Consider the following 26,029-nt stretch of genomic DNA (forward strand, 5'->3'; position numbering starts at 1 on the left):
TCTGTGTGCTGCTTTCTCAGCCGCAACAGTTGATATCTTATCACATGTCGTTTTGACTGTCAAGCACTTTTTTCAACTTTTTTTGTTTCTTTCAAGTTGTTGTTCCATCGCATCCGCGGTGGAGTTTTATTATAGCATCATGTTTCGTCAAATGTCAACATCTTTTTTAACTTATTTTTACAAAAGTTTTTCATATGTTTTCCATCTGGCAAAAGTGCGAAAAAAAAGAAATCTCAATCACTTAAGATTCTTTTTCCGCGAAGCTATAATCAGCTTCCCTTATATCGGTAAAGGGAACGGAGAAAGAGGGATTTGAACCCTCGCGCCGCTATAAACGACCTACACCCTTAGCAGGGGCGCCTCTTCAGCCTCTTGAGTATTTCTCCACAGAACTGAACTAATCCTCTACCAATATGAAGTGAACGCACCCTTAGGTGACGCAAAAATTATTATACATAAGCTTCCACAGTTTGTCAATTCTTTTTGGGAAGTTTTTTCATATAATGTTGTATTACGCCTTTTCGGGGTTATTTTGAGTATATCCAATAATGGTTTCATCTATACGTCTTCTTACTTCTTCTGCAATCTGTGTTGTCTTCATATCTTTATATTCCTCGTAATACATGGGTTTCAGATAGAAGATCTTCACGGTAACAGGACGGATGCTGTTTTCATCAAAGGGAATAAACGAATCAATCAGGGCACAGGGGACTATGGGGCATCTGGCTTTCATTGCGCTCTTAAAGCTGCCGCCCTTAAATTCCAGGGTATGGTTGCCCTGTCTGCTTCTGGTGCCTTCGGGGAAAATAATGAAGTTGCGTCCTTGTTTGACTTCTTCCGCCATTTTCTGGATCACTTTCATTGACTGTCTTAAATCCTCCCTGTCAATGGTAAGGGCCCCGAGAGCCTTGCGGACCTGTTTGAGGAGAATGATATTGGCCGCTTCTTTTTTCATGACAAAGGCAAAGGGCCTGGGACAGGACTCCAGGAATACAAGCCCGTCAAAAAGGCCCTGATGGTTGGGGAACATGATAAATCCGTCTTTATCCGGTAAATTCTCCAGGCCATGGGCTTCTATTTTGACGCGGCCGGCACGGTTAGCTGCAAGCGTTGTCTTCTTCGCCCAGCGGAAACCTTCCTCATAACTGATGTTTTCATGGATGCTGCACCACCAGATGCGGCCAAAGTAGTAAAAGGCTTTAAAGAAAAGTCTGAGGACCATCAAAGCTATTCTCATAATATCTTTCTCTTTCTTATCTTTATTTTATTCGGTACGGTATTCTTCCAGGGCGGTTTCATAAAGGTTATTTCCCACACTGTCCATTACAACGATTACAGGAAAGTCCTTTACCTCCAGCCGGCGGACAGCTTCAGTGCCCAGATCTTCATAAGCTATCACCTCTGAGCATATAATGGATTTAGAAAGCAGGGCGCCGGCTCCCCCTACGGCAGCAAAGTAAACGGCGGTATTCCTGATCATTGCCTGTTTCACCGCTTCCGTTCTTTTCCCTTTTCCAATCATTCCCTGTAACCCCAGATCCAGAAGCGCGGGGGTATACTTGTCCATGCGGCTGGCCGTGGTGGGACCGGCGGAACCAATAGGGTGTCCCTGCCTGGCGGGAGATGGTCCCATATAGTAAATCACGTTTCCTCTGATATCAAAGGGAAGGCTTCCGCCCTTCTGCAGTGTCTCATACATCCTTTTATGAGCGGCATCTCTTGCCGTATATATTGTTCCCGTCAGGTAAACGTAATCTCCTGCCCTCAGGGCGGCCGCTTCCTCTCTGGCAAAGGGCACTTTCATATGTTTTTCCATGGCAATCTCCTTCCGGATAACGGTTCTCTTCTTATTATATAATGTAACATCAGCAGATATTGTATTACCTGCGCGAAGAACTACCATATAATGGGTATTATATGGTGCGTACTGAATGGCGGTTGACGTGACAGCAGATATTAACGGCTACAGGAAGCCCCGCTATATGGGTCGGGTATGTATTAATTTTCACTCCCAGCGCGGTGGTTGTCCCGCCCAGCCCGCCCGGTCCGATTCCGGTTTTATTGATTTTTTCCAAAAGTTCATCTTCCATTTCTTTTATATAAGGTATGTTTGATGAATCATCCAACGGTCTGGTGAGAGCCTGTTTTGCCATGAGAGCACATTTTTCAAAGGTTCCTCCGATACCGACGCCTACCACCATGGGCGGACAGGCATTGGGTCCGGCATCACGCACCGCGGTAAGAATTGCATTTTTTACCCCTTCCATGCCGTCTGCGGGCTTCAGCATAAAAACACGGCTCATGTTTTCACTTCCAAAGCCTTTGGGGGCTACGGTTATTTTGACCTGTTCACCGGGAACTATGCTGTAGTGGATGATTCCAGGAGTATTGTCTTTCGTATTTTCACGAAGGAGAGGATCTCCTACAACGGATTTTCTCAGATAGCCTTCCGCATAGCCCTGCCTGATTCCTTCGTTTACCGCATCCTCAAGAATCCCTCCTTCAAAATGGACATCCTGGCCTATTTCCAGGAATACGACGGCCATGCCGGTGTCCTGGCAAATGGGGATCCGGTCCTGACCGGCAATCTGCAGGTTCTCCTGCAGTTGTCCCAAAACCTTCTGTCCCAGCGGTGATTTTTCACGGCGGGCGGCAGTTTCCAACGCTTTTGCCATGTCAGGCGTCAGAACATGATTTGCTTCTATACACATTTCTTTTATATTATCGGTAATTTCCGATAGCTGTATTGTTCTCATCAGTCCAATCCTTTCCTGTGTCCGTACTGCTGCGATTGTTTTCATTATATTATAGTTTTATTTTCTTGTCATCAGCGTTTTCGGGGTACAGCACTGATTTGCTCTTGTGGGCCGCCTGCAGTTGTCATAGAATAGGAAGAAAGAAAAGGCTCTGAAAGGTGGAATTACGATGGATAAGAAGGCGCTTCTAATTAAGACAATGATCAGTTATTATGCAAATGATCCCTGCCGGATACAGCATTTCATAAAGGTGCATGATTTTGCGGGCGTCATAGGAAAATTGGAGAAGCTTGGGGATGAGAAACAGAATATTCTTGAGATTGCCGCGATTGTACATGATATCGGAATTAAGGTAAGCGAAGAAAAGTACGGGGACGCGGATGGAAAGCATCAGGAGCTGGAGGGACCGGTCATTGCCAGGGCAATGCTGGAAACGCTGGATTTTGAGGATTCGGTGATTGACAGGGTGTGTTATCTGATCGCACATCATCATACTTACACGGACATCAACGGTTTGGATTATCAGATTCTGGTGGAGGCCGATTTTCTGGTAAACCTATACGAAGGAAATGAGTCAAGGGAAACGGCCGGACAGGTCCTGCGGCGTATCTTTCGTACCGAAAGCGGCAGACAGATATGCGCCGACATGTTCGGCCTTTCCCTGGATCCGGAGGCTACGCGGGAATAATTTCTATCCAGTAGCCGTCAGGATCGGCTATAAAATAGATTCCCATAGCCTCATTTTCAAAGCAGATGCAGCCCATTTCCCTGTGCTTCGCATGGGCAGCCTCCATGTCATCAACAGCAAAGGCCAGGTGGAATTCGTTGTCTCCCAGATCATAGGAATCTTTTTCCCAGTCTCTCAGCCAGGTCAGCTCCAGCTGATGAGGCGTAACACCGTCGGTCAGGAATGCAAGGATGAAGCTCCCGTCGGAGGCTTCTTTGGTGCGGGCGGCCTTCAGGCCAAGAGCCTCTTCATAAAAACGGAGTGATTTATCCAGATCCGTTACGTTTAAATTGTTATGGGCAAAACTGAATTTCATATTGGCTCCTCTCTGCGCAATGCTGCGCGTACAGTTTCTGATATGTGCATTTTATACGGAGCGGGTGTGTATTGCAACCTGTTTTTTTGGAATGACATTTCAGGAAAAGAGCTTTATACTATTGTAGTGATGGGGTTATGCAGACTTATTTTCAGACTTAAGATAAAGGAGAGTTTTTTTCATGCACACGTTAGTAGTTCTTATTGTTGTTATTTTGCTTTTATTTCTGCTTTATATGATCTTGATTATGCCAAGGCTGCATAAGCCGGACTGCAGCGCACTGCTTCATCAATATTATGCGCACCGCGGGCTTCACGATTTGGAAGCCGGAGTTCCGGAGAATTCCATGAAAGCATTCAGGCTGGCCATTGAGAAGGGGTTTGGCATGGAAATGGATGTGCAGCTTTCAAAGGACGGCATTCCGGTGGTTTTTCATGATGCTACCCTGACACGTATGTGCGGTGTGGAGAAACGGGTGAATGAATTGACCCTGGCGGAGCTTAAGCAACTTTCCCTGGCAGGGACGCAGGAGCGGATTCCTACTTTTCAGGAATTCCTTACTCTGGTAAACGGACAGGTTCCTCTTATCATTGAAATCAAAATGGATAAGAGGGATGACAGGATTCCTGAGGCAGTCAATGAACAGCTGAGGGGATACCAGGGTGTTTACTGTATTGAATCTTTTCATCCTTCCGCGCTTATCTGGTACAGGAAGCACCGGCCTGATGTGTTCCGGGGGCAGCTTTGCACGAATTTCAACAAGGAGAACAAAAATTGCAGCCTTCCTTTTTTCCTGTTGAGCAAAATGCTTTCCAACATTGCGGCCAGGCCGGATTTTATTGCTTACAACTGGCTTTACCGGGATGATTTGTCAAGAAGGATTTGCTGCGGCTTCTATCATGCGCTTTCGGTGGGATGGACAATCCGTTCCCAGAAAGAAATGGATGAATGCCGGAAGGACTTTACATTGTTCATTTTTGAAGGTTTTATACCGGAAGGGGATGCCTGATGCAGGAGCGTCATTTTATCTTTGATATCGACGGAACGTTGATTAATACGGAAAAGGCTATTATAAAAGGGCTTCAGGAGCTGCTGTTGGAAGAAAAGGGGAGCCAATATGCGCCGGAGCAGTTATATTTCTGTCTGGGAATCCCGGGGAGCCAGGCTCTGGCACAGCTGGGGATTGAGGATGGAATTCCTGAGAAGCTGAAAAAATGGGATGCCTTCTATAATTCGCATGCCAATGATGTTTCCATTTATCCTGATATTCCGGAGATTCTGGAGCATTTGAGGGATAAGGGAATTATTCTGGGGACAATAACGTCGAAAAATCAGGAAGAGTATGAACATGATATGATACCGTTGGGATTGGAGAAATATTTTACCATCTCTGTTACTTCCTCGGATACCCCGGAGCATAAACCCAGTCCAGGACCTATGCTTTATTATCTGAAGAAAGCGGGAATTTCTCCGGAACAGGCTGTTTATATCGGCGACAGCATTTATGATATGCAGTGTGCCGGGAGCGCAGGGGTAAAACGCGCGCTGGCTCTGTGGGGGTGTAAAAATCCGGAGGCCATAGCCGCAGATGTACGGCTGGCGGAGCCCTGGGATATTTTGAAGCTTGTGTAAGCCGCGGGCGGACTGTAGCGGTTTTACAGTGATATGCCGCAGTTTTATTGATGAAAATTAAGATGATTTTGTGGGATTACAGGAGTATCTGCAAAAAGGAACCTGCTTCCGTGGGCTGTCTGCCATCGGAAGCAGGTTCCTTTTAACATGATAACAAAGGATTAAAGGGGGAGGGTATTTTAACAGTCTGGGACTGGTATTGTCCTTTATCTATATAAAACCGGTTACCGCCGGCAGTATCGGAGGGTAATCACTGAACCCTGAAGGAAGTCCGTCAGCCTTCAATAGGGATGATTGTCTTCTCTTCTTCAATCTTCTTGGGCTGAGGCTTATCAATCATAATCTTCAGAATTCCGTCCTTGAAGGCTGCATGGATTTCATTCTCCGTAATCTCCTCGCCGATATAGAAGGTTCTCTTCATGGTTCCGTAATATCTTTCTTTCCTTACATACTTTGTTCTCTCATCCGCTCTTTCCACAGGCTCTTTCCTGTCTGCGGTAATGGTGAGGTAGCCTTCCTTTAATTCGGCCTTTACATCATCTTTGGTAAAGCCGGGAACTTCGATTTCCAGAAGGTACTGTCCGTCCTTCTCGCGGATATCTGTTTTCATCAGCTGGGTCTGAGGAGCGTATCCTCTGTTAAAAAACGGGTCATCAAACATATCACCGAAAAAGTCATTGAAAAAGTTGTTTCTGATTAACATAGTTCATTCCTCCTGATTTCTTATTATTTATAAGAGGTCTCCGGCTTGTCTGCCGTTCCCCTTTGTTGTTCTATAACATTTATAACATGCATTGTTAGCACTGTCAAGAGGTGAGTGCTAATTTAATTATAAAAAAAATATAAAGCTTATGTTATGCATTTACCCTGTATCTTATGCTGTAGGCAGGCGCAATTTTCAAAAGGCAGCGGAGAGGATTTGTCCGTTATGGCTGTTTTTATAAAAAATAAGCGGATTCACTGGACATATCCCCCGGAGAACGAGTAAAATAGAACGCAGTAAAATATATTTTCTTATGTGACAGGAGAATTATCATGAGCAAAGTTATCTTAACGGGCGACCGCCCTACCGGTCCGCTTCATGTTGGGCACTATGTAGGCTCCCTGAAGCGGAGAGTGGAGCTTCAGAATTCCGGAGAATATGATAAGATTTTTATTATGATCGCAGATGCGCAGGCGCTGACCGATAATGCAGACAATCCGGAGAAGGTGCGTCAGAATATTATTGAAGTGGCGCTGGATTATCTGTCCTGCGGGCTTGATCCGGCAAAGTCCACTCTTTTTATTCAGTCCCAGATTCCTGAACTGTGCGAGCTTTCTTTTTATTATATGAATCTGGTTACCGTTTCCAGGCTGCAGAGGAATCCTACCGTGAAGTCTGAAATTCAGATGCGTAATTTTGAGACAAGCATTCCTGTGGGCTTTTTTACCTATCCTATCAGCCAGGCGGCGGATATTACCGCGTTCCATGCCACCACAGTTCCGGTAGGCGAGGATCAGGCGCCCATGATTGAGCAGACGAAGGAAATCGTCCACAAGTTCAATTCCGTATATGGGGAAACACTTACAGACCCTAATATCCTGCTGCCTGACAACAAGGTATGTCTGCGCCTGCCGGGTATTGACGGGAAGGCAAAGATGAGCAAATCCCTGAATAACTGTATTTATCTGTCCGACAGTGAAGCGGATGTAAAGCAGAAAATCATGTCCATGTTCACCGATCCCGGTCATCTGCGTGTACAGGATCCTGGAAAGGTGGAAGGAAACCCGGTATTTATTTATCTGGAAGCATTCTGCCGGGATGAACATTTTGAACGCTACTGCCCTGATTATCAGAATCTTCAGGAAATGGAGGATCATTACGCGCGCGGCGGCCTGGGAGATGTTAAGGTAAAGAAATTCCTGAATAATGTAATGCAGGAGGAGCTGGAACCCATTCGGAAACGGAGAAAGGAATTTGAAAAGGATATTCCTGAAATTTACCGGATCCTGAAGGAGGGCAGCGAGGCTGCCGAGGCAGAGGCCGCCAGGACGTTGTCCGAGGTGAAGAATGCGATGAAGATCAACTATTTTGAGGATCAGGCGCTGATTCAGGAGCAGGCGGAAAGATTTGCTTCGGATAAATAAAAGCCGATTTGTGCTTTTAGGGAGCATATAAAAGCCCGGACAGGCGTTTTAATAAACTGCCAGTCCGGGCTTTTCTGATTCTTTTTTATGTATTTTGTCAGATTATGTACTATATCAGATTTCAATCAACTCATACTGGTCGCTGCCAAGGCCGATTTTCACCGCATGTTCAATGCAGGAGTGCCAGTTGGTCTCCGGAGCGGAATCAATGAAGTGGTCATGGTGTACATGGGGCATCCGGTCAAGCTGGCTGCCGCTGATAACGGGCTGTTTATTTACCGCATCTGCACAGGCTACGTCCAGTGCTACCGGATCAAAGGAGGCAAACATTCCCACATCAGGAACGATGGGAATATCGTTTTCGGAATGGCAGTCGCAGTTGGGGGAAACATCCACTACAAGGCTGATATGGAAGTGGGGGCGTCCGGTTACCACGGCTTTGCTGTATTCCGCTATTTTACGGTTGAGGATATCATTGCTTTCATCTCCGGGAGTGCAGACGGCATCCATGGGGCAGACTCCGATGCAGCGGCCGCAGCCAACACATTTGTCGTGGTCAATGGAGGCCTTGCCGTCTGTAATGGAGGGAGCATCATGGGCGCAGATTTTGATACAGCGGCCGCAGCCGATGCAGTTTTCCTGCTCCACATAGGGCTTGCCTGCGTTGTGCATTTCCATCTTGCCGGCGCGGGATCCGCAGCCCATGCCGATATTCTTGAGCGCGCCGCCGAAACCGGTGGCTTCGTGTCCCTTGAAATGGCTGAGAGTGATAAAAACATCCGCATCCATAATGGCGCGGCCGATTTTGGCTTCCTTTACATATTCCCCGCCTTCTACGGGAACCAGTTCTTCATCGGTTCCCTTCAGTCCATCGGCAATGATGACATGGCAGCCGGTGGAAAATGGGGAAAAACCATTCTGGTAGGCTGCATCTATGTGATCCAGGGCATTCTTTCTACCGCCCACATACAGTGTGTTGCAGTCCGTGAGGAAGGCCTTGCCGCCGAGTTCTTTGATTACCTTTACCACCACTGAGGCGTAGTTGGGACGCAGATATGCCAGGTTGCCTGGCTCGCCGAAGTGCATTTTTATAGCGGCGTACTTGTTGCTGAAATCAATGTTTCCGATTCCTGCCGTTTTAATCAGACGTTCCAGCTTCTGAGGCAGATTCTCAGAAAAAGAAGTTTTCATTGTTGTAAAATAAACCTTTGATTTTTCCATTTGTAATTCCTCCCAATTTATTTTTATGTACAGCGGGCCTAACAGATACGCGTGCATTAACACCGGCATGCCAGCTTAATGGCTGGCGGGAGGCCGGATGTGTCCCGCAGCCCGCGGCAGGACATCCGGCCATTAATTCATCCCAGTGCCACATCCAGTATCATCATAATGAGGAAACCGACCATAACCCCCAGGGTTCCCACATTGGAATGCTCTCCCAGATGTGCTTCCGGAATCAGCTCTTCCACCACCACATACATCATGGCACCGGCTGCAAAGCTGAGAAGCCAGGGCATCAGCGGCTGGATTCCTCCGGCCACAAGCACAACAAGAATTCCGAAAACCGGCTCCACAATACCTGAAAGGCTGCCATACAGAAAGGCTTTCCAGGTAGGGATTCCTTCCTGGCGCAGAGGCAGTGATATTGCCGCGCCTTCGGGGAAGTTCTGGATACCGATACCCAGGGCAAGCGCAAATGCGGCGGCGGCTCCCGCCTCCATCCCCATGTTCTGCGCCGCCATGGCGAATGCAAGGCCTACCGCCATTCCCTCAGGGATATTGTGCAGGGTGACGGCCATGACAAGAAGCGTGGTACGCTTCCAGGAAGAAGTCATTCCCTCCGGTTCCGAAGAACCAGCATGCAGATGGGGAAGCAGCTGATCCATCAGGAGCAGAAAGAGAATGCCCAGCACAAAACCGCCCGCTGCCGGAATCCATCCGATGCCTCCTGCCTTTTCCGCCTCATTAATCGCAGGGATCAGCAGGGACCATACGGACGCCGCAATCATAACTCCCGCCGCAAATCCCAGAAAGACCCTCTGTATTTTCATATTGATCTCGCCGCGGAACAGAAATACCATAGCGGCGCCCAGCGTTGTCATCAGGAACGTAAAGCCGGTTCCGCCGGCCGCCCAAATCAATGCCTGACTCATAAATTACCTCCTTTTTCAGTAGCTGTGTCAGAGTAACCGTGTCAGCGTAAAGCGCAGGCCCCGGCAGCAAGGGCACTGACCTGACTGAATAGCTGCCCTTTTATTCATTATTCTGCAGAAGGCTGCTTCCCTGCTTTATCCCTTCCGGAGTTATCAATATCAGCTTTCTGTACAGGAAGGGGTTCAGGTTCTCCCGCAGCAGGGCCTGATCCTCTATAATCAAGTCCCCGTCTGTGATAAGAAGCAGCAGCCGGGAACGGGCCTGAAACATTTTCAGCTGTCCGCAGAGCAGCTCCAGCCTTTTCCGGGAAGCAAAAGGTTCATAATCCTGAAAGGCGCTTCCTGTCTGCAAATAGGCAAGGGCGGATATTTCGTGATTAATGTCGTCATCCGCTTTCCATCTGACCAGGTTCAGACGCACATTACGGAAGGTATCCCCCATGGACTTGAGTACGGCCACAATTTCCTTGCCGCATTCGGCCAAAGCTTCCCCGTCTGCGGAGTAATCGGCCACCACCGCCATTTCTATCGGGCCGCCGCGATAATTTCCGGGCACATGAAGCACCCGCTGCACCGCATTTTTCAACTGCAGCTTTTGCACCTGAGTCAGCATCACAGCATATCCTCCAGAAAATCCCTGACAGCAAAAAGACTGTCGCATTTGTGATAGAGCAATTCTTCTATTTCGGGCGTAGGTTCCACCATATCAGGCACCATGACAGGAAGCATGCCTGCTGCCGCTGCGGAACGAATGCCGTTGGGCGAGTCCTCTATGGCAATGGCGTTCTCCGGCTTCACCCCCAGCAGCTCGCATGCCTTCAAATAAATATCAGGAAGAGGCTTGCTGTGCTCCACCATATCCCCGCCGATTACCACCTGGAAAAAGTCCGTAAAATCCGCTCTGCGCAGATGGCTGAGCACCTTTTCCTGTCCGGTGGAGGATGCCAGGGCGATCTTTACGCCTTTTTCCTGCAGCCAGGTCAGGAGCTCCCCGGCTCCCTTCATCATAGGAAGTCCTTCTTTTTCCACTCTTTCCTGGAAAAGGGCGGAGGTCTGTTCCCTGAAATAATCATAGGGGAAGTCCTCTCCGTAAACCTCCTTCAGGAAAATGCGGCAGTCCGTACGGTTCAGTCCGATGCAGCCGTATACTCCTTTTTCAATGTTTCCCAGTCCTAATTTTTCGGCAACAGCAATCCAGCTTTCCACGCTCAGTCTTTCCGTGTCGAATAGTATGCCGTCCATATCAAAACAGATTGCTTCAATCATATTTTCTCCATACTGTTGGTTTATTAAGCTTTCCTCTGCGGATCCTTCTGTCGTTAAAATATCGTCAGCGTACGGTAAATGGTATTTTCCGCCTGGGAATCAGGTATCTCAAAGACTTTTTTCAGGCTTTTGCGGTAAAAGCCTTCCGCGTGCTCCGCCCAGCCGATGACCGCGTAGCCATAGCCCGCCTCCCGCATGCCAAGCAGCGCTGCGCGCAGGAGAGCCTGGCCGGTGCCGTGCCCTTTCTCATCCGGTCTGATGCCGATTGGGCCGAAATAGCCTTTTGCCGTGGCATCAAAGCAGGAAAAGCCGATGATTTCCCCTTTCTGCACCGCGATATAGCAGGTGATGGGATCGTGGGAAAAGGCGTGTTCACATTCGCTTTCCCAGCCGCCCTCATAATATTTACGGACGAACTCCATTACCTTTCCTTTATCCGGGCTGAGGACGCGGCGGATGGTGATTCCTGCCTCCTCCAGCTTTTCCGGAGACCAGGACGGATCCATATCATATAAATTCACCAGATAATCAGCCATATTCCCTCTCCTTTTTTTATTTTTTCCGGTACAAAAGCTCAGACAGGCGGGCGAACTGCTCCAGTGTGAAGGTTTCTCCACGTACATTGGCGGGCAGTCCCATCTGCTCCAGCGCCTCCGTAATCTGTGCTTTGAACAGATTCAGGCCGGATGCATTGCTCAGGCCGTTTACCAGCGTCTTTCTGCGTTGGTTAAAGGACGCCCGGATCAGGCTGAATAAAAAGCTTTCGTCCGCAGCCTCAACCGGAGGCTTTTCATACCTGGTCAGCCGGATTACAGTGCTTCCCACGTTAGGTCTGGGGATAAAGCAGGTAGGAGGCACATGGATGATAATTTCCGGGCGGGAATAATACTGGACCGCCAGGGAAAGCGCTCCGTAGTCTTTTGTCCCCGGCCCCACCTGCATCCGCTGGGCCACCTCGGTCTGCACCATGATGGTTATGCTGTGAAGCGGCACATGGCTTTCAAACAGCTGCATGATGATGGGGGTGGTTATATAATAGGGAAGGTTTGCCACTACCTTTACAGGGCGGCCGTCATTTTTCTCTTTTACCAGTTTTTCCAGATCTACCTTGAGAATATCCTCATTGATTATAGTAACATTGGGATACTCGGAAAGGGTGTCCTGCAGGATGGGGATCAGGGCCTTATCTATCTCCACCGCCACAACTTCCCTGGCCTGTTCCGCCAGATACTGGGTCATGGTTCCGATACCGGGGCCTATTTCCAGCACACAGTCATCCGCCTGTATGTGTGCCGCGTCCACGATTGTTTCCAGCACCTGGGGTTCTATCAGGAAGTTCTGGCCGTATTTTTTCTGAAAGTTAAACTGATATTTCTGAAGTACCTCAACTGTTCTGCCGGGCGTACCTATTTTGGGCATAAAATCTCCTCCGTACCATATGCTGATGAAGCCTGTATCACTGCCGCAGATAATGGGCCGGTATAAGGCCTGCTGCGTTTTTTAATTGATTCCATAAAATTTCCTGGCGTTTAAATCCGTGATTTCCACCACCTCTTCCGCCGTCATGCCCTTCAGCTGCGCTATCTGCTTTGCAACATAAGGAAGGTTCAGGGAAGAATTTCTTTTTCCCCGGTTCGGCTCCGGCGCTAAATACGGGCAGTCCGTTTCCAGAAGGATCCTGTCTATGGGGATGTACTCCACCGCTTCTTTAACCTTCCTGGCATTTTTAAAGGTTACCACGCCGCCGATTCCGATCATGTATCCCAGATTCAGGAAGTCTCTGGCCGCCTCCCTGGAATAAGAAAAACAGTGAATAACCGCAGGTTCTCCTTTTCCGTATTCTTCCCTCATAATATCCAGGGTATCCAGACAGGCGTCCCTGGAATGAATTACCACGGGACGCTTTACCTCCCGGGCAAGAGCCAGCTGGCTGATAAAGGCCTTCTTCTGAATTTCACGGTCCGGCTCATCCCAGTAGTAGTCAAGGCCGATCTCTCCCACCGCCACTACCTTGGGATTGGAAAACTGTTCCCGGAGCCATTCCAGGCCTTTATCATCCAGGGCATCCGCATGTTCGGGATGGATTCCCACCGCTGCATACAGAAACGGATACCGGGAAATCAGCTCCATTGTTTTTTTATTTGAAGCAAAGCTTGCGCCGGCATTTACCACACAGCCGATGCCATTTGCGGGAAAGCTGTCAAGGAGCGCCTCCCTGTCCGCATCAAAGGCTTCATCATCATAGTGTGCATGACTGTCAAAAATCATTATAGCACCTCTTATCGTTTCTATCATTATTTCTTTCAATTCTCCGGAATAATAAGTAACAGTTCAGCTTTCGGCCGAACTGTTACTGCATCCGCCCATTATAAGTCGCCTTCGGCGAGGGGCGGATACTTGCTGCCACCACGTTTTCTCACGGTTTGCGCAGTGAATTCGCAAACCTGCCTGAATGGTTACAATAATAACATACTTTATAGTATTCTTAAAGCAGGTGAAAAAATTTCTTAATTTTTTTTAAAAAAGGTATTGCAAAAATGAAATTTATATAATATAATAAGTCCTGCACTGCGGAAGATAAAACAAAGGAATAAGCGCCTTTAGCTCAGTTGGTAGAGCACCTGACTCTTAATCAGGGTGTCCAGGGTTCGAGCCCCTGAAGGCGCACTTTGAAAGTACCGATTTTGAAGACTTAAGAGCTTCGGGGTTGGTGCTTTTTTTTGTGTTTAAAAGCAATGCAGGCAATTCGCATCAGGGCGGAAACAATGCCGGCCCGGGAAGCCGTGACAGAGTGTCAGGCCTTCCGGGCCGTTTTTTTGATGTTTTGGCGGCAATTGTTCAGTTATTCCACAGGTACTGCTTTGCGTTTTATGGGGTGGCGGATTATGGTTTTTCTTTTTTCCGGCGCCTGTTTCCTCGGATCCCCCAGGTAAATCTCGTGGTGCCTCCTCTGTGGAGTGATGTCCGTTTCATAGCCTTCCTGCTCCAGGAACTCATTCATCCGCCGGATGGTTTCCGGTTCACTGTCATAGGTTCCCACATGCATGCACTGCACACACAGTCCTTCCTCAAAAATTTCAAGGCGAACTGCCGACGGATTTAACCCCGGCTTTTTGGTACGCAGCTTTTCCGCAGCCCATTTCAGCACCTGGGGGGTAACATAATCGGGCACCGCCATAAAGGAAGTCCAGGCAAAGCGTTCCTTATCCGTAATCCGGTGTCCGTCAAAGCCTTTCCCATCAATATCCCAGAAGCCCTCCAGCGGAGGCGCCACATAGTCAAAATAGCCCTGCGCAGGCGCTTCTGTCCTGCTCATTTTTATTGTATAAGTGATACCATACAGGAGCGCAACCGCATCCTGATATTCCCGGCTGGTATTCGGATCCCCGAAGCCGTCCACACACAGATATTTTCTGGGGGGAACCTGTATCACCACCGGATCCGTCTTCGTCTGGTACAGCTGTCTGTATTCTTTTTTGAAATCATATTTATCCGACATAATTATCCTTTCCCGGTTCTTCCGCCACCGGCAGCATCAGTTCTGTCCTGTAGTGCGCCGGGTTTCCCCGGAAAATGGCGCCAGGACCTTTCAGGTATATCTCGCGGGAGGGGCCTTGCGGTATCAGCTTTCTCTCCGCGGCGCCGTCCAGCAGCGCCTTATAGGCCGCGCCAAGCTCCTCATAGCTGCCCTCATGCATCGTACACAGCGCCGTGATTCCAGGCAGTCTCCTGCAGGTAATCTCCGGGACCGCTATCCGGCTGCTTACAGGAAGGCAAAGCTCAATATCCGCTTCCTCCCTGTATTCTTCATCATAATACAGACTGAAGGGTGCTCCGCAGGCCTTGCTTCCTGCCGCCTTAAACAGTCTGCCGGCGTATTTGCCCACCTCCGGATATTTTCCCCTGAAACGGATGGAAATAACAAGAAGCTCTTCCGCCGTTTTCCGCTCCAGCGTATAGCTGCGGTTCACAGCGGAGGCTTCCGTTCCGGAGGGAAGGGCTTCCTCCAGCTTTTTTAACAATGCCTTTTCCTTAGAGATACGCTGCCGGACCTGCGCCTGCTTTTCTTTGAGAAAGAAAGCCAGATCCTCTTCTCCCACACAGGCGGAAAGCACATCCTTAATCTCCATAATGGAAAAATCCAGCTCCCGAAGCAAAACGATCTGTCTTGCCTTCTCGTAATCCGTTTCATTATACAGGCGATATCCGTTCTTATCCCGCTCCGAGGGGCTGAGGATTCCTTCTTCATCATAATAGCGCAGCGCTTTTACCGTCAGGCTTGTAATCCTGGAAAATTCACCGATACGATACATATTTTTCCTCCTCTCCGCTTTTCCCCAGAAGGCCCCCGCCTTCTGAACAGCTTCCGATATACATAATATACACCCTCCCCCGCAGGGAAAAGTCAAGTCTTTCTTAATTGCGGGATGTAAGCAGAAATTAATTGGTTACTGTTCACTCAGTACTGTGCATTTACTGCACAGTACGTAAGAAAGTGATTCAAGAGTGCATAAATCCCATCGCCGCAGGCGATTTTTAATGGATTTATGCAGTTATTGGTCACGGAGTGAACAGTAACACTAATTGCGTGTGATAGTGTCAATAATTCAGACTATTTTCTTGCGTTTGCCACTCTGCTGTGCTAAAATGAATTCAGAGACAGGAGACAAAACAATGGGCTTTTACAAAGAGCCTGTTTTCGTTTGTCTTTTTTTATTCCCACAGGCAGCGGGGCAGGCGCCCTTTCATGCTGTACTGCCGTAAAGGCCGTCAGCCAGCAGCCTTCAGGACTGAGGCGGCCGAGGGATATTTTACATGGACTTCAGAGGTATATGCATGAATAAGCTATTGATGGAACAGTTTGAGGATTGTCCCGTAATCGCCGCCGTAAAAGACGAAGAGGGGCTGCGGGCCTGCCTTGACTCCGAAATCCGGATTGTATTTGTCCTGTATGGGGATATCTGCAGTATTTCCGGAATCGTGGGGCGGCTGAAGGATGCCGGTAAAACAGTGATTGTCCACCTGGATTTGATTTCAGGGCTTTCCGGAAAGGAAATTGCGGTGAGCTTTATCCACAGCACCACCGCCGCTGACGGTATCATATCCACAAAACCGGCGCTGATACGACAGGCAAAGGAGCTGGGGATGTTCACCGTCATGCGTTTCTTCGCCATTGATTCCATGGCCTTCGAAAACATCCGGAGACAATCCGAATCGGTACATCCTGATTTTATTGAAGTTCTTCCCGGCCTGATGCCCAAGGTGATACGGCGCATCTGTGCAGAAGGAAGAATCCCGGTCATTGCCGGCGGCCTGATCACGGATCGGGAGGACATTATGGCGGCGCTGAATGCGGGGGCGATTTCCATATCCACCACCAACCGGAAGGTCTGGTTTATGTAAAAAGCAACTGTGAGGGTACTGAACACTTACAAAAAAGATTTGCGGAACTGAATATTGTATTTGCAGGAGAAAAGGAGACAGCAAAAAGGCATACCCTGTGGGTATGTGTTTTTGGGCTGTCTTTTTCTTATGGTTTTGCAGCCGAAGGGCCGCGCAGGCGGCAGAATGGAGGAAAATATGTATGATGTAATCGTAATAGGCGCGGGTGTTACAGGCTGCGCCATTGCCAGAGAGCTGTCACGTTACCAGCTGAAGCTGGCTGTCCTGGAGCGGGAGGAGGATGTGTGCTGCGGTACCTCCAAGGCCAACAGCGCCATTATCCATGCGGGGTACGATGCGGTTCCCGGCACGCTGAAGGCCAGAATGAACGTGGCGGGAAACCGCATGATGGATGCGCTCTCCAAAGAACTGGATTTTCCATTTAAAAGAAATGGCTCCCTGGTTCTCTGTTTTGATGAAAAGGATCTGCCCGGGCTTGAGGTACTCAGGGAGCGCGCCGAAGCCAACGGCGTTCCCGATGTGCGTATCGTTTCCGGAGAGGAAATACATGAGCTGGAGCCGAATCTGTCGCCTGAGGTGACAGCCGTGCTGGATGCCCCCACAGGCGGGATTGTCTGTCCCTTTAAGATGACAATCGCTTTTGCGGAAAATGCCTTTGAGAACGGCGTGGAGTTCCATTTTAATACGGAAGCAGAGAACATTGAAAAAACGGCGGACTGTTATCGCATTACCACCTCCGCAGGAATTTATGAAACACGCTGCATTGTGAATGCCGCAGGCGTTTATGCGGATCGGTTCAACAATATGGTGAGCGGAAGGAAGCTTCATATCACTCCCAGGAAAGGGGAGTATATCCTTCTGGATAAAAAGGCGGGAAATTTTGTTTCCCATACGATTTTCCAGCAGCCCACAAAGCTGGGCAAGGGAATCCTCATCACGCCTACCGTGCATGGCAACCTGCTTACCGGGCCTACCGCGGAAGACATTACCGACAAGGAAGCGGTGAACACCACCGCGGAAGGCCTTGCCCAGGTAATGGAAAAAGCGCGGCTGAGCGCGGAAAAGATACCGCTTAACATGGCTATCACCTCCTTTGCCGGACTGCGCGCCACCGAGGATGACGGGGATTTTGTTCTAGGGGAAGCGGAGGACGCGGAAGGCTTTTTCAACGCGGCAGGCATCGATTCCCCCGGCCTTTCCAGCGCGCCGGCCATCGGCTGCTTCCTGGCGGAGCAGATTGCGGAAAAACTGGAAGCCAAAAAGAAGGTGAATTTCCATTCCAGCCGGAAGGATATCCCCTGCGTGGCGGAAAGCACACCCGAGGAAATCGCCCGGCTTGTGGCCAAGGATCCTGCCTACGGGAATGTCATCTGCCGCTGTGAAATGGTCACGGAGGGAGAAATTATCAACGCTATCAAAAGGCCTTTGGGAGCGCGTTCACTGGATGGCGTCAAACGCCGTACCCGCGCGGGCATGGGACGCTGTCAGTCGGGCTTCTGTTCTCCCAGGGTAATGGAGATACTTACCAGGGAACTGCAGGTTTCCTCCCTGGAGCTGACAAAATCCGGCAAAGATTCCTATCTGCTCACCGGCTCCACCAAGGAAAATCTGTAACCCCTGTATAAAGAGCGTGACAGTTCTGTTGTCCGGACTGCTGTCAAAAAGCGACAATGCATGTATCCATGCAGAAAGGTATTAATATGGCTGAATATGATTTGATTATAATCGGAGGCGGCCCGGCCGGCCTGGCTGCGGCGGTTTCCGCCCGGAAAAACGGGATTGATAAAATACTTATCCTGGAACGGGATAATGAGCTGGGGGGTATCCTGAACCAGTGCATTCACAATGGTTTTGGTCTGCATACCTTCCATGAGGAGCTGACAGGCCCTGAGTATGCCGCCCGCTTCATTTCCCAGGTGAAGGAGCTGGAAATTCCTTATAAGCTGCATACCATGGTGCTTGATATCTCTGCTGGGGAGGGCTCCGAAAAAACGGTGACGGCAATGAACCGTGAGGACGGCCTGATGAGGCTCACCGCCACCGCAGTCATCCTGGCCATGGGCTGCAGGGAACGGCCCAGAGGCGCGCTGAATATTCCCGGCTACCGCCCCGCCGGCATTTATTCCGCAGGGACCGCACAGCGGCTGGTGAATATGGAAGGCTTTATGCCCGGAAAGGAAATCGTCATCCTGGGTTCCGGAGATATCGGCCTGATCATGGCGCGGCGCATGACGCTGGAGGGCGCTAAAGTTAAGGTAGTCGCGGAGCTTATGCCCTATTCCGGCGGCTTGCAGAGAAATATCGTGCAGTGCCTGGACGACTTCGGCATTCCTTTAAAACTCAGTACCACTGTCGTTGATATCGACGGCAGGGAACGGGTGCGCGGCGTAACGCTGGCGAAGGTGGATGAGAACAGAAAGCCTGTCCCCGGCACGGAGGAATACATTCCCTGCGACACCCTCCTTCTCTCCGTGGGATTGATTCCTGAAAATGAGCTATCCGGGAAGCTGGGCGTGGCTATGGCTCCCGTCACCTCCGGCCCCAGCGTCAATGAGAGCCTGGAAACAAGCACTCCCGGCGTCTTTGCCTGCGGCAATGTGCTCCATGTACATGATCTGGTTGATTATGTTTCGGAGGAAGCGGAAAAAGCCGGAAAATATGCGGCGCAGTACATACGCGGCGGACAAACGGCTGCCAATGACGGCAGGCCGGTATCCCTGCTGGCCAGAAACGGCGTCCGCTATACGGTTCCGCAGGAAATCCGCCCTTCCCATATGGAGGATACCCTCACCGTCCGCTTCCGCGTAGGCGATGTTTATAAAAACTGTTATATCGGCGTATATGTAAATGACAGGCAGATCGCCAGACTGAAGAAAAACAAGCTGGCTCCCGGTGAAATGGAGCAGGTAATTATAAAAAAATCCGATCTCCTGTCCGTCCAGGCACCGGAAACCATCACCATCCAGGTAGAAAGGGGTGAAGCGAATGGAAACGCGTGAACTCATCTGTATTAACTGCCCTTTAGGCTGCGCACTTACCGTAACCCTTGAAAACGGGGAGGTCACCCGGGTAACAGGCAATACCTGCCCCAGAGGCGAGGCCTATGCAAGAAAGGAATGCACCAACCCCACCCGTATCGTCACCACCACCGTTCGCGTGGAGGGCGGACGGCTGCCTGTTGTTTCCGTAAAAACAGCTTCCGACATCCCCAAAGGAAAAATTACCGATTGTGTCAGGGCGCTTAAGAATGTAAAGGTGAAGGCCCCTGTCCATATCGGGGATGTGATTTTGGAAAATGCCGCCGGGACCGGCGTAAATATCATTGCCACCAAGGACGTGCTTTGATATATTAGGTATGACTGTATTGTTTCCCCGCAGTTAATGCCAAATATACAAACAGGCAGCCGAAATGCTGCCATACTCTGATTAAAGGAAGGTTCACACATGATAACAGATTTTTACGGCCGCTGTGCAGATATATTAAAGCGGAAAAAACTATGGCTGCTGGACATGGACGGCACAATTTACAACGAAAATGAGATCTTTGACGGCACGCTCGATTTTCTGCAGCAGATTAAGGATCACGGAGGCCGTTATATTTTCATTACCAACAATTCCTCCAAGTCCGTAAACGATTATGTGGAAAAAGTGACCCGCATGGGCATACAGGCGGGCTTTGAGGACTTCTATACCTCCAGCCAGGCCACCGCCATGTACATCCGTGAAAATTATCCCGGACAGACCGTATACTGCATGGGGACCCGTTCCCTGGTAACGGAGCTGCGGGAAAGCGGCCTTACGGTGGTAACGGAGCCGGATGAGAACGCCTCCATTGTCCTCATCGGTTTTGATACGGAAAACACCTCCGAAAAAATCCGTAATACCTGCATCATGCTGGGCCGTGATGTGGTGTATCTGGCTACCAATCCGGATCTGGTGTGCCCGGTAAGCTTCGGTTTTATCCCGGACTGCGGCTCCATGAGCATTATGCTGAAAAACGCCACAGGGAAGGAACCATTCTTTATCGGCAAGCCAGAGCCCATCATGGTGGACTGTGTGCTGAAAAATACCGGCTGCCTGCCGGAAGAGGCCGTCATCGTGGGCGACCGTCTGTATACGGATATCGCCACCGGTAAAAATGCTGGTGTGGACGCTGTCTGTGTGCTCTCCGGCGAAGCCACCCTGTCGGATATAGAGGAAGGGGATATCAAGCCGGATTTCCTGTTCCGTGATGTGAAGGAAATCTGGGAGAAGCTCCGGTAAGTTTCCTTCTGTAACAGATCAAACAGGTCTGCGCAATAAATGCGCAGACCTGTTTGATCTGTTGCGTTCTTCTTGCTATCAGGAAAAACGCTTCTTGATTTCCTCATATTTATCCGCCGTAATCAGCGCATCCTTATCAATATCCTTGAAGGCCACAATATAGGTCCAGCGGCCGTAGGGTTCTATTTTTTTGATTTTTGAAACGTTAATAATGTAGGATTTGTGGCTTCTTAAGAACACATCCGGATCCAGCTTCGCTTCGATATCTCCCAGACCGGCTGACGTGGTGAAGGAATCCTGCTTTGTGTAGATAACGGTGCTGTTATTTTCCCGCTGCACCAGGATGATATCCTGGATATCCACAAAGCTCATGCTTTCCCTGCCCTTTACCAACAGGCGGTCCAGGCCTCTTTCGTAGCGTACTATTTTATCCAGATGATCCAGAGGCTCCGGCTCCTGCAGGGAAAGAATCCGATCCAGCGTGCGTTCCACTCTCTCAATGTCGAAGGGCTTTATGAGGTAATCAAAGGCATATACCTCAAAGGCCTCGGACATATACTCTGAATGAGCCGTGGCGAATACGATTTTCGTTTTAGGCTCCATGTCGGCAATAATCTTGGCACAGTCTATACCGCTTGCCCCGTTGATTTCAATATCAAGGAAAACAACCTCCGGCTTCAGCCTGGCAAAGAGGCTCACCGCATCCGCCAGATTATCGCATTCGCCCACCACCTGGAATTCTTCCTTCTTTTCTATGATTTTTTTCAGCAGCATCCGTATGCCGCTTTCATCTTCGACCAATATTACTTTGATTGCCATAAGCTTTCCTTTTTCTTTTCCTGCACACCGGTTCCCCGATAATTTCACTAAAAACGACCGCCTGCCTCAGCGCCGCCCGGCCTTCCGGCATACGGGACTTTTCTTGCTGATGCGGCCTTTGCGCCGCCCGGCCGGCTGACGGGGACACCTGCTGCATCAACGCTTCCGGCACCTCGTCCATGTCTGCCTCTTCCTCCCATTTAGGAAAGGACTCCGGGGCGGCAATCTTTGCCGTTTTCTTCTTTTTTTTGAACGTACTGCCTGCAAAAGGGAGCTGTGCACCCAAATAGCCCTGCAGCTGCATTTTTTCCGATATTAATGTCCTTGAAAGCTCTTCCGTCAGTCCTTTAAAGGTCATATTAATCATTCCTTCCGTCACCGGTCAGATCCACGTCAATGCTGCCCGCTCCTGAAATGGAGGAACGCATATCGGTATCCGCCTTCAGATTCTGAAGCTCATAATAGTCCATAACTCCCATTTTGCCTTCACGCAGGGCATAAGCAAGCGCCTTGGGCACCTCGGCTTCCGCTTCCACCACGTAAGCGCGCATTTCCTGTTCTTTCGCAACAGCCATGGCACGTCTTTCCTCCGCCTTGGCCTGGGCGATATTCTTGTCTGCCTCCGCCTGCAGGGACTGCAGCTGGGCGCCGATGTTTCTTCCCACGTCGATATCCGCAATATCTATGGAAAGGATTTCAAAAGCCGTTCCGGAATCCAGCCCCTTGCTCAGGACACGTTTTGAAATGTCATCCGGGTTCTCCAGCACTTCCTTATGAGACTGTGCGGAACCAACGGTAGTTACGATGCCTTCACCGATTCTTGCCAGAATTGTCGCTTCGCCGGCGCCGCCCACCAGGCGTTCCAGATCCGCTCTTACGGTTACTCTTGCTTTTACAAGAAGTTCAATACCATCCTTTGCCACAGCCGATACATTGGTGGTTTCGATGACCTTGGGATTTACGCTCATTTTTACAGCTTCCAGGACGTCACGGCCTGCCAGGTCGATAGCCGCCGCCTTTTCAAAAGGAAGCTCTATGCCCGCCCTTTCCGATGCAATCAATGCATTAACCACATTGTCCACGTTGCCGCCTGCCAGATAATGGGCTTCCAGCTGGTTTACCCCCAGATTCATGCCTGCCTTTCTGGCCTTAATCAGAGGAAGCACGATACGGGACGGAACCACACGCCGCAGCTTCATACCGATGAGGTTGAAAATGCTGATTTTTACGTTAGCAGCCAGTGAAGAAATCCACAGGCCTATGGGAACAAAGATGAAAAATAAAACGATAAGCAGGCCAAGAATGCCAATTAATGTGATAACTACTATATTACTCATTATGATACCCCCTGACTATGGTTGTTTTTAGTTTTTTAGTTCCTTCAGTTACAGTTATTCTGCGATTCCTCCGAAACCGTTGCTTCTAAGAGTTCAGATCCATGGAACAGGCATGGTCTTCATAAAAAACAGAACCAGAAGAAGGCCAAGTACGCCGACTAATGTTATAACAATTGTATTGCTCATTATAATATCTCCTGCCTATTTTTATGCAGCCGTTCACTGCCTTCACAGTTACTGTTGTTTTACGATCAGTTTGGAGCCATTTACTTTTATGATTTCCAGGGAAGCGCCCTTTGATATATATTTCCCTTCGGAAATTACATCAAAATTGACACCTTCAAAGTTACCCACGCCGGTAGGCCTCAGATCCGTTTCCGCAATCCCTTTTTTACCCAGCAGGTAATCCAGGTCCACGGAGCTGATATAGCCTTCATCCTTCTTCTGCTCTTCCTCCAGGATGATGGGCGAGTGTATCTTCCCCTTTGACAGCATCCACAGGATAATGGCCATCATGATGGCCAGCAGCGCCAGCACTATGACTGTGATGAACGCGCCCTCCTCAATGGTATCCGCCGTCAGGAAAAGTCCGATTACCAGACAGGCTATGCCGCTGATTCCCGGCGCCCCGAAACCCGGAACCACCATTTCAACAGCGATGAGGATAAATCCCGCAATAAACAGGATAATTCCCACTATCATCAATGTATCCATTCCTGTATCCTCCTTTCCCGGTACACGTCTTTTTCGTCTGCCTTAACTGTAAGCTCATGTACCAGCTTTATGAATCTGATTATAAACTGCATTTAGTTAAAAAAAAGCCATAATCCGCAACTTATACATAATCAAAGCTGTAATGTCATAAAAATCAATCCAATTGCGTTTATCCTGCCGTCCCGGACGACCCGGCGGCTACCGGGGGAGCCGCACCTCAAAGCAGGTCTCCTTTTCATCTGAGGTCAGGCTGATGGTGCCCCTGATATCCTTTACGATTTCCGAAACAATGGTGAGGCCGGTGCCGTGCCCCTCCTCTCTTTTCGTGGAAAAGCCCTGGTGGAAAATGAGCGGCTGCCTGTCCGCAGGGATGGCCGGCCCATTGTTGCGTATGCGGAAAATATACATCTCCTTTTCCTGACGTATTTCCACGGTCAGCTTTCTGTCCTTCTCCCTTTCTCCCAGCGCAGTAATCGCATTGTCGATGAGGTTGGCAAGGATTTTGCACAGCTCCCACGGCTCCAGGGGGATTTCCTTGAGAGGAGTGCCCACCTCCACCACCATATCGATCCCGTTCTTTTCCGCGGACTCCATTTTCGCCTGAAGAAGGGCATTGACAGCGGGCTGGGAGGTTTTCATGGCTTTAGTCACCCTGCTGATATCCCTGAATACCGGCTCCATATACTCCCTGGCATCCTCATACTCTCCCAGCTGGAGCAGGCCGTAAATCACCTGCAGATGGTTCAGGTAATCATGCCGCTGGGCGCGCAGCTTCAGATTGAGATTCTCCAGATTTTTCATGCTTTCCCGATAGCTGTCGTCCTGATAACGGCTGGCCGCATACAGACCGAGCAGGGTAAGCAGGCTGCTTAACAGCAGGATTCCTATGGTCAGGTAAACTGCCGGGTTCACCCTGCCCAGCACATGGGTGCCTATGACAAGCCAGAGCAAAATGGCGGCGATAAACTGCAGGCCGTTGATGATTAAAAGCGCTTTTACCGTTTTCTTAATATTCATAACCTTCCGGCTCCTGTCTGTTTGGATTTTACAAAAATCAGTGGATTCTGGCCAGATATTCCTTTGACAGAATCTTCTTTATATTCAGTGCAAAAAGGATACAAGCGGTGGCTGCGGAAATAATGTCGGATACAGGCTCCGCATAATAAATTCCCATAACGCCGAAAAACCGGGGCAAAACCAGGGCCAGCGGCACCAGCAGGATCACCTTCCGGAACATGGCGATAAACAGGGATATTTTGGCCTGTCCCAGTGCCAGGAAGGTGGGCTGGATCCCGTTCTGCAGCCCGAAAAACAGCATCCCGAAAAGAAATATGGGCATCACCCGGCTTACCAGGCCGATCAGCTCCTCATCATTGGTAAAAAGAGAGGCATAAAGAGCCGGAAAGCACATGGCCGTCATATTAGCCACAAAGGATATGGTGAAGCTGACCGCAATCATGCTGCGGTACAGTTTTTTTACCCGATCGAACTTACCCGCGCCGTAATTATAGCTGATAATGGGCTGCACACCCTGGGTGAAGCCGGTAAGAGGCGCCGAGAACAGCTGAAGGACACTCTGCATGATGGTGAGGGAACCCACATATAAATCCCCTCCATACATCTGCAGCCCCCTGTTAAGCACGATACTGATCAGGCTCTCCGTGGCACGCATGATAAAAGGCGAAATCCCCAGAGAGCAAATCTGTCCCATAATCCGGAAATCCGACCTGATATTACAAAAAGACAGACGCAGGGAGGATTTTTTCCCCATAAGAAAGTTCACATTCCAGGCGGCGCTGACCGCCTGGGAAAGCACCGTAGCAATCGCCGCGCCCTTTACGCCCCAGCCGAAAACAAAAATAAACAACGGATCCAGGGCAATATTGACCACCGCCCCGATAACAATAGAAATCATGGCAATCCGGGAACGCCCCTGGGATATGATAAAAGGATTCAGCCCCAACGCCAGCTCTACAAACAGTGTGCCCAGAAGATAAATGGACATATAATCCAGAGAATACCCGATAGTGGCGTCAGACGCGCCGAACATATAAAGGAACGGCTTCTGAAACAGATAGAAAACAGCCATCAAAACAATTGTAAAAATAACCAGAAGACAGGCGCCGCTCCCCAGTATTTTTTCCGCATGCTTCCTGTCCCCCTTTCCCATCCAGATGGCCGCCAGCGGCGCTCCCCCCATGCCGACAAAGGCTGAGAAAGCCGAAATCAGCGTAATAATAGGAAAAGTGATACCCACCCCTGTAAGCGCCGCAGCACCCACGCCGGGAATATGCCCTATGTATATCCGATCCACGATATTATAAAGAATATTAATTATCTGCGCAATAATAGACGGAACCGCCATACTCACCATAAGCCTGCCAATCCGTTCCGTTCCCATCCGCGACTCATTTACACCTGCACTCATACATATCCTCCTGAAACAAAAATTCTTTTCTGGATATTAGTATAACACGAAGTGGAGGGGTGGAGAGAAAAAAGTGATGCGGGGGGCG

The 26,029-nt window shown here is 49.5% G+C and carries 30 protein-coding genes and 2 tRNA genes; 11 read left to right on the top strand and 21 right to left on the bottom strand.

The features are described from left to right. Positions 1-316 (top strand): hypothetical protein (locus DXC51_RS29855; protein WP_207660883.1); only part of this gene is annotated, 316 nt, incomplete at its 5' end. Here DXC51_RS29855 and DXC51_RS28840 read toward each other — a convergent pair. The 4 genes from DXC51_RS28840 to DXC51_RS28855 form a co-directional block, all read right to left on the bottom strand. Next, positions 298-386 (bottom strand) — tRNA-Ser (locus DXC51_RS28840). The genes DXC51_RS29855 and DXC51_RS28840 overlap by 19 nt on opposite strands. Before the next feature lie 125 nt (positions 387-511). Further along, entirely contained in the window at positions 512-1,240 is a 729-nt protein-coding gene (locus tag DXC51_RS28845; protein ID WP_025487847.1) for a lysophospholipid acyltransferase family protein, read from the bottom strand. A 24-nt stretch (positions 1,241-1,264) separates the two neighbouring features. Continuing rightward, positions 1,265-1,816 carry a Fe-S-containing hydro-lyase gene (locus tag DXC51_RS28850; protein WP_181970227.1) on the bottom strand — a complete coding sequence of 184 codons (552 nt, stop codon included), beginning with the start codon at positions 1,814-1,816 and terminating at the stop codon, positions 1,265-1,267. Between the two features lie 97 nt (positions 1,817-1,913). Next, positions 1,914-2,756: a fumarate hydratase gene (locus DXC51_RS28855; protein WP_180998205.1), complete on the bottom strand. Its 843-nt coding sequence runs from the start codon at positions 2,754-2,756 to the stop codon at positions 1,914-1,916. Positions 2,757-2,925: 169 nt separating this feature from the next. On the opposite strand from DXC51_RS28855, the gene DXC51_RS28860 reads away from it, so the two are divergent. Next, positions 2,926-3,444: an HD domain-containing protein gene (locus tag DXC51_RS28860; RefSeq protein ID WP_117546047.1), complete on the top strand. Its 519-nt coding sequence runs from the start codon at positions 2,926-2,928 to the stop codon at positions 3,442-3,444. Here the strand turns inward: DXC51_RS28860 and DXC51_RS28865 are convergent. Further along, positions 3,431-3,799, bottom strand: a complete 369-nt coding sequence (locus tag DXC51_RS28865; protein ID WP_021636234.1) for a VOC family protein — start codon at positions 3,797-3,799, stop codon at positions 3,431-3,433. The genes DXC51_RS28860 and DXC51_RS28865 overlap by 14 nt on opposite strands. Before the next feature lie 181 nt (positions 3,800-3,980). On the opposite strand from DXC51_RS28865, the gene DXC51_RS28870 reads away from it, so the two are divergent. Beyond that, the gene (locus DXC51_RS28870; RefSeq protein ID WP_025487851.1) at positions 3,981-4,808 is read left to right on the top strand and encodes a glycerophosphodiester phosphodiesterase family protein; all 828 of its coding nucleotides are present in this window, start codon (positions 3,981-3,983) and stop codon (positions 4,806-4,808) included. Beyond that, a complete protein-coding gene (locus tag DXC51_RS28875; protein ID WP_117546049.1) occupies positions 4,808-5,431 on the top strand; it encodes an HAD family hydrolase in 624 nt (207 codons plus the stop codon). Before DXC51_RS28870 ends, DXC51_RS28875 begins: the two co-directional genes overlap by 1 nt. 274 nt (positions 5,432-5,705) lie before the next feature. Here the strand turns inward: DXC51_RS28875 and DXC51_RS28880 are convergent, their stop codons facing one another. Beyond that, a complete protein-coding gene (locus DXC51_RS28880; RefSeq protein ID WP_025487853.1) occupies positions 5,706-6,134 on the bottom strand; it encodes an Hsp20/alpha crystallin family protein in 429 nt (142 codons plus the stop codon). 332 nt (positions 6,135-6,466) lie between these two features. Between DXC51_RS28880 and trpS the strand changes: the two genes are divergently transcribed. Next, positions 6,467-7,558: a tryptophan--tRNA ligase gene (gene trpS, locus DXC51_RS28885; protein ID WP_021636230.1), complete on the top strand. Its 1,092-nt coding sequence runs from the start codon at positions 6,467-6,469 to the stop codon at positions 7,556-7,558. Between the two features lie 114 nt (positions 7,559-7,672). Here the strand turns inward: trpS and DXC51_RS28890 are convergent, their stop codons facing one another. The 7 genes from DXC51_RS28890 to DXC51_RS28920 form a co-directional block, all read right to left on the bottom strand. Continuing rightward, positions 7,673-8,779, bottom strand: coding sequence for a DUF362 domain-containing protein (locus DXC51_RS28890; protein WP_117546051.1), 1,107 nt, complete (start codon positions 8,777-8,779; stop codon positions 7,673-7,675). A gap of 137 nt (positions 8,780-8,916) precedes the next feature. After that, entirely contained in the window at positions 8,917-9,711 is a 795-nt protein-coding gene (locus DXC51_RS28895) for a ZIP family metal transporter (protein WP_025487854.1), read from the bottom strand. Between the two features lie 100 nt (positions 9,712-9,811). Next, complete coding sequence (locus tag DXC51_RS28900) at positions 9,812-10,327, bottom strand: hypothetical protein (RefSeq protein WP_147331934.1); 516 nt, start codon at positions 10,325-10,327, stop codon at positions 9,812-9,814. Further along, on the bottom strand, positions 10,324-10,977 hold the full coding sequence (locus tag DXC51_RS28905; protein ID WP_117546053.1) for an HAD family hydrolase: 654 nt from the start codon (positions 10,975-10,977) through the stop codon (positions 10,324-10,326). Before DXC51_RS28905 ends, DXC51_RS28900 begins: the two co-directional genes overlap by 4 nt. 53 nt (positions 10,978-11,030) lie before the next feature. Beyond that, entirely contained in the window at positions 11,031-11,513 is a 483-nt protein-coding gene (locus tag DXC51_RS28910; protein WP_021636224.1) for a GNAT family N-acetyltransferase, read from the bottom strand. A gap of 16 nt (positions 11,514-11,529) precedes the next feature. After that, positions 11,530-12,396: a 16S rRNA (adenine(1518)-N(6)/adenine(1519)-N(6))-dimethyltransferase RsmA gene (gene rsmA / locus DXC51_RS28915; RefSeq protein ID WP_117546057.1), complete on the bottom strand. Its 867-nt coding sequence runs from the start codon at positions 12,394-12,396 to the stop codon at positions 11,530-11,532. Positions 12,397-12,477: 81 nt separating this feature from the next. Next, positions 12,478-13,245, bottom strand: coding sequence for a TatD family hydrolase (locus DXC51_RS28920; RefSeq protein ID WP_117546059.1), 768 nt, complete (start codon positions 13,243-13,245; stop codon positions 12,478-12,480). Positions 13,246-13,571: 326 nt separating this feature from the next. Between DXC51_RS28920 and DXC51_RS28925 the strand changes: the two genes are divergently transcribed. After that, a tRNA-Lys gene (locus tag DXC51_RS28925) sits at positions 13,572-13,644 on the top strand. 175 nt (positions 13,645-13,819) lie between these two features. On the opposite strand, the gene DXC51_RS28930 is transcribed toward DXC51_RS28925, so the two are convergent. Both DXC51_RS28930 and DXC51_RS28935 read right to left on the bottom strand, forming a co-directional pair. Then, a complete protein-coding gene (locus tag DXC51_RS28930) occupies positions 13,820-14,476 on the bottom strand; it encodes a GyrI-like domain-containing protein (RefSeq protein WP_117546061.1) in 657 nt (218 codons plus the stop codon). Beyond that, a complete protein-coding gene (locus DXC51_RS28935; protein WP_117546063.1) occupies positions 14,466-15,290 on the bottom strand; it encodes a MerR family transcriptional regulator in 825 nt (274 codons plus the stop codon). The genes DXC51_RS28930 and DXC51_RS28935 overlap by 11 nt, the downstream gene beginning before the upstream one ends. A 523-nt stretch (positions 15,291-15,813) precedes the next feature. On the opposite strand from DXC51_RS28935, the gene DXC51_RS28940 reads away from it, so the two are divergent. The 5 genes from DXC51_RS28940 to DXC51_RS28960 all read left to right on the top strand — a co-directional run bounded on the left by DXC51_RS28940 (position 15,814) and on the right by DXC51_RS28960 (position 20,643). Next, positions 15,814-16,380 (top strand): glycerol-3-phosphate responsive antiterminator, encoded by a 567-nt coding sequence (locus tag DXC51_RS28940; protein WP_035321864.1) that lies wholly within the window; start codon positions 15,814-15,816, stop codon positions 16,378-16,380. Positions 16,381-16,557: 177 nt separating this feature from the next. After that, positions 16,558-17,994 (top strand): NAD(P)/FAD-dependent oxidoreductase, encoded by a 1,437-nt coding sequence (locus tag DXC51_RS28945; protein WP_117546073.1) that lies wholly within the window; start codon positions 16,558-16,560, stop codon positions 17,992-17,994. An 86-nt stretch (positions 17,995-18,080) separates the two neighbouring features. After that, positions 18,081-19,379: an NAD(P)/FAD-dependent oxidoreductase gene (locus tag DXC51_RS28950; protein WP_243003292.1), complete on the top strand. Its 1,299-nt coding sequence runs from the start codon at positions 18,081-18,083 to the stop codon at positions 19,377-19,379. Then, positions 19,366-19,725, top strand: a complete 360-nt coding sequence (locus DXC51_RS28955; protein WP_117546067.1) for a DUF1667 domain-containing protein — start codon at positions 19,366-19,368, stop codon at positions 19,723-19,725. Before DXC51_RS28950 ends, DXC51_RS28955 begins: the two co-directional genes overlap by 14 nt. A 99-nt stretch (positions 19,726-19,824) precedes the next feature. Further along, positions 19,825-20,643, top strand: coding sequence for an HAD-IIA family hydrolase (locus DXC51_RS28960; protein WP_021636214.1), 819 nt, complete (start codon positions 19,825-19,827; stop codon positions 20,641-20,643). A 78-nt stretch (positions 20,644-20,721) separates the two neighbouring features. Here the strand turns inward: DXC51_RS28960 and DXC51_RS28965 are convergent, their stop codons facing one another. The 6 genes from DXC51_RS28965 to DXC51_RS28990 all read right to left on the bottom strand — a co-directional run bounded on the left by DXC51_RS28965 (position 20,722) and on the right by DXC51_RS28990 (position 25,941). Further along, positions 20,722-21,462: a LytR/AlgR family response regulator transcription factor gene (locus DXC51_RS28965; RefSeq protein WP_025487863.1), complete on the bottom strand. Its 741-nt coding sequence runs from the start codon at positions 21,460-21,462 to the stop codon at positions 20,722-20,724. Next, positions 21,431-21,820 carry a hypothetical protein gene (locus DXC51_RS28970; RefSeq protein ID WP_117546069.1) on the bottom strand — a complete coding sequence of 130 codons (390 nt, stop codon included), beginning with the start codon at positions 21,818-21,820 and terminating at the stop codon, positions 21,431-21,433. The genes DXC51_RS28965 and DXC51_RS28970 overlap by 32 nt, the downstream gene beginning before the upstream one ends. A gap of 1 nt (position 21,821) precedes the next feature. Further along, positions 21,822-22,799, bottom strand: coding sequence for a flotillin-like protein FloA (floA, locus tag DXC51_RS28975; RefSeq protein ID WP_021636211.1), 978 nt, complete (start codon positions 22,797-22,799; stop codon positions 21,822-21,824). Positions 22,800-23,033: 234 nt separating this feature from the next. Continuing rightward, positions 23,034-23,513 carry an NfeD family protein gene (locus DXC51_RS28980; RefSeq protein ID WP_025487865.1) on the bottom strand — a complete coding sequence of 160 codons (480 nt, stop codon included), beginning with the start codon at positions 23,511-23,513 and terminating at the stop codon, positions 23,034-23,036. A 198-nt stretch (positions 23,514-23,711) separates the two neighbouring features. Further along, positions 23,712-24,530 (bottom strand): sensor histidine kinase, encoded by an 819-nt coding sequence (locus DXC51_RS28985; protein WP_102287154.1) that lies wholly within the window; start codon positions 24,528-24,530, stop codon positions 23,712-23,714. Between the two features lie 37 nt (positions 24,531-24,567). Further along, positions 24,568-25,941 carry an MATE family efflux transporter gene (locus DXC51_RS28990; RefSeq protein ID WP_117546071.1) on the bottom strand — a complete coding sequence of 458 codons (1,374 nt, stop codon included), beginning with the start codon at positions 25,939-25,941 and terminating at the stop codon, positions 24,568-24,570. Positions 25,942-26,029 lie beyond the last annotated feature (88 nt).

The organism is Eisenbergiella massiliensis, from assembly GCF_003435485.1.

Bases quoted from the DNA above. Each gene is read 5' to 3' on its own strand.
- DXC51_RS28850 (WP_181970227.1), bottom strand. From the start codon at position 1,816: ATGGAAAAACATATGAAAGTGCCCTTTGCCAGAGAGGAAGCGGCCGCC.
- DXC51_RS28855 (WP_180998205.1), bottom strand. From the start codon at position 2,756: ATGAGAACAATACAGCTATCGGAAATTACCGATAATATAAAAGAAATG.
- DXC51_RS28860 (WP_117546047.1), top strand. From the start codon at position 2,926: ATGGATAAGAAGGCGCTTCTAATTAAGACAATGATCAGTTATTATGCA.
- DXC51_RS28865 (WP_021636234.1), bottom strand. From the start codon at position 3,799: ATGAAATTCAGTTTTGCCCATAACAATTTAAACGTAACGGATCTGGAT.
- DXC51_RS28870 (WP_025487851.1), top strand. From the start codon at position 3,981: ATGCACACGTTAGTAGTTCTTATTGTTGTTATTTTGCTTTTATTTCTG.
- DXC51_RS28875 (WP_117546049.1), top strand. From the start codon at position 4,808: ATGCAGGAGCGTCATTTTATCTTTGATATCGACGGAACGTTGATTAAT.
- DXC51_RS28880 (WP_025487853.1), bottom strand. From the start codon at position 6,134: ATGTTAATCAGAAACAACTTTTTCAATGACTTTTTCGGTGATATGTTT.
- trpS (WP_021636230.1), top strand. From the start codon at position 6,467: ATGAGCAAAGTTATCTTAACGGGCGACCGCCCTACCGGTCCGCTTCAT.
- DXC51_RS28890 (WP_117546051.1), bottom strand. From the start codon at position 8,779: ATGGAAAAATCAAAGGTTTATTTTACAACAATGAAAACTTCTTTTTCT.
- DXC51_RS28895 (WP_025487854.1), bottom strand. From the start codon at position 9,711: ATGAGTCAGGCATTGATTTGGGCGGCCGGCGGAACCGGCTTTACGTTC.
- DXC51_RS28905 (WP_117546053.1), bottom strand. From the start codon at position 10,977: ATGATTGAAGCAATCTGTTTTGATATGGACGGCATACTATTCGACACG.
- DXC51_RS28910 (WP_021636224.1), bottom strand. From the start codon at position 11,513: ATGGCTGATTATCTGGTGAATTTATATGATATGGATCCGTCCTGGTCT.
- rsmA (WP_117546057.1), bottom strand. From the start codon at position 12,396: ATGCCCAAAATAGGTACGCCCGGCAGAACAGTTGAGGTACTTCAGAAA.
- DXC51_RS28920 (WP_117546059.1), bottom strand. From the start codon at position 13,245: ATGATTTTTGACAGTCATGCACACTATGATGATGAAGCCTTTGATGCG.
- DXC51_RS28930 (WP_117546061.1), bottom strand. From the start codon at position 14,476: ATGTCGGATAAATATGATTTCAAAAAAGAATACAGACAGCTGTACCAG.
- DXC51_RS28935 (WP_117546063.1), bottom strand. From the start codon at position 15,290: ATGTATCGTATCGGTGAATTTTCCAGGATTACAAGCCTGACGGTAAAA.
- DXC51_RS28940 (WP_035321864.1), top strand. From the start codon at position 15,814: ATGAATAAGCTATTGATGGAACAGTTTGAGGATTGTCCCGTAATCGCC.
- DXC51_RS28945 (WP_117546073.1), top strand. From the start codon at position 16,558: ATGTATGATGTAATCGTAATAGGCGCGGGTGTTACAGGCTGCGCCATT.
- DXC51_RS28950 (WP_243003292.1), top strand. From the start codon at position 18,081: ATGGCTGAATATGATTTGATTATAATCGGAGGCGGCCCGGCCGGCCTG.
- DXC51_RS28955 (WP_117546067.1), top strand. From the start codon at position 19,366: ATGGAAACGCGTGAACTCATCTGTATTAACTGCCCTTTAGGCTGCGCA.
- DXC51_RS28960 (WP_021636214.1), top strand. From the start codon at position 19,825: ATGATAACAGATTTTTACGGCCGCTGTGCAGATATATTAAAGCGGAAA.
- DXC51_RS28965 (WP_025487863.1), bottom strand. From the start codon at position 21,462: ATGGCAATCAAAGTAATATTGGTCGAAGATGAAAGCGGCATACGGATG.
- DXC51_RS28970 (WP_117546069.1), bottom strand. From the start codon at position 21,820: ATGACCTTTAAAGGACTGACGGAAGAGCTTTCAAGGACATTAATATCG.
- floA (WP_021636211.1), bottom strand. From the start codon at position 22,799: ATGAGTAATATAGTAGTTATCACATTAATTGGCATTCTTGGCCTGCTT.
- DXC51_RS28980 (WP_025487865.1), bottom strand. From the start codon at position 23,513: ATGGATACATTGATGATAGTGGGAATTATCCTGTTTATTGCGGGATTT.
- DXC51_RS28985 (WP_102287154.1), bottom strand. From the start codon at position 24,530: ATGAATATTAAGAAAACGGTAAAAGCGCTTTTAATCATCAACGGCCTG.
- DXC51_RS28990 (WP_117546071.1), bottom strand. From the start codon at position 25,941: ATGAGTGCAGGTGTAAATGAGTCGCGGATGGGAACGGAACGGATTGGC.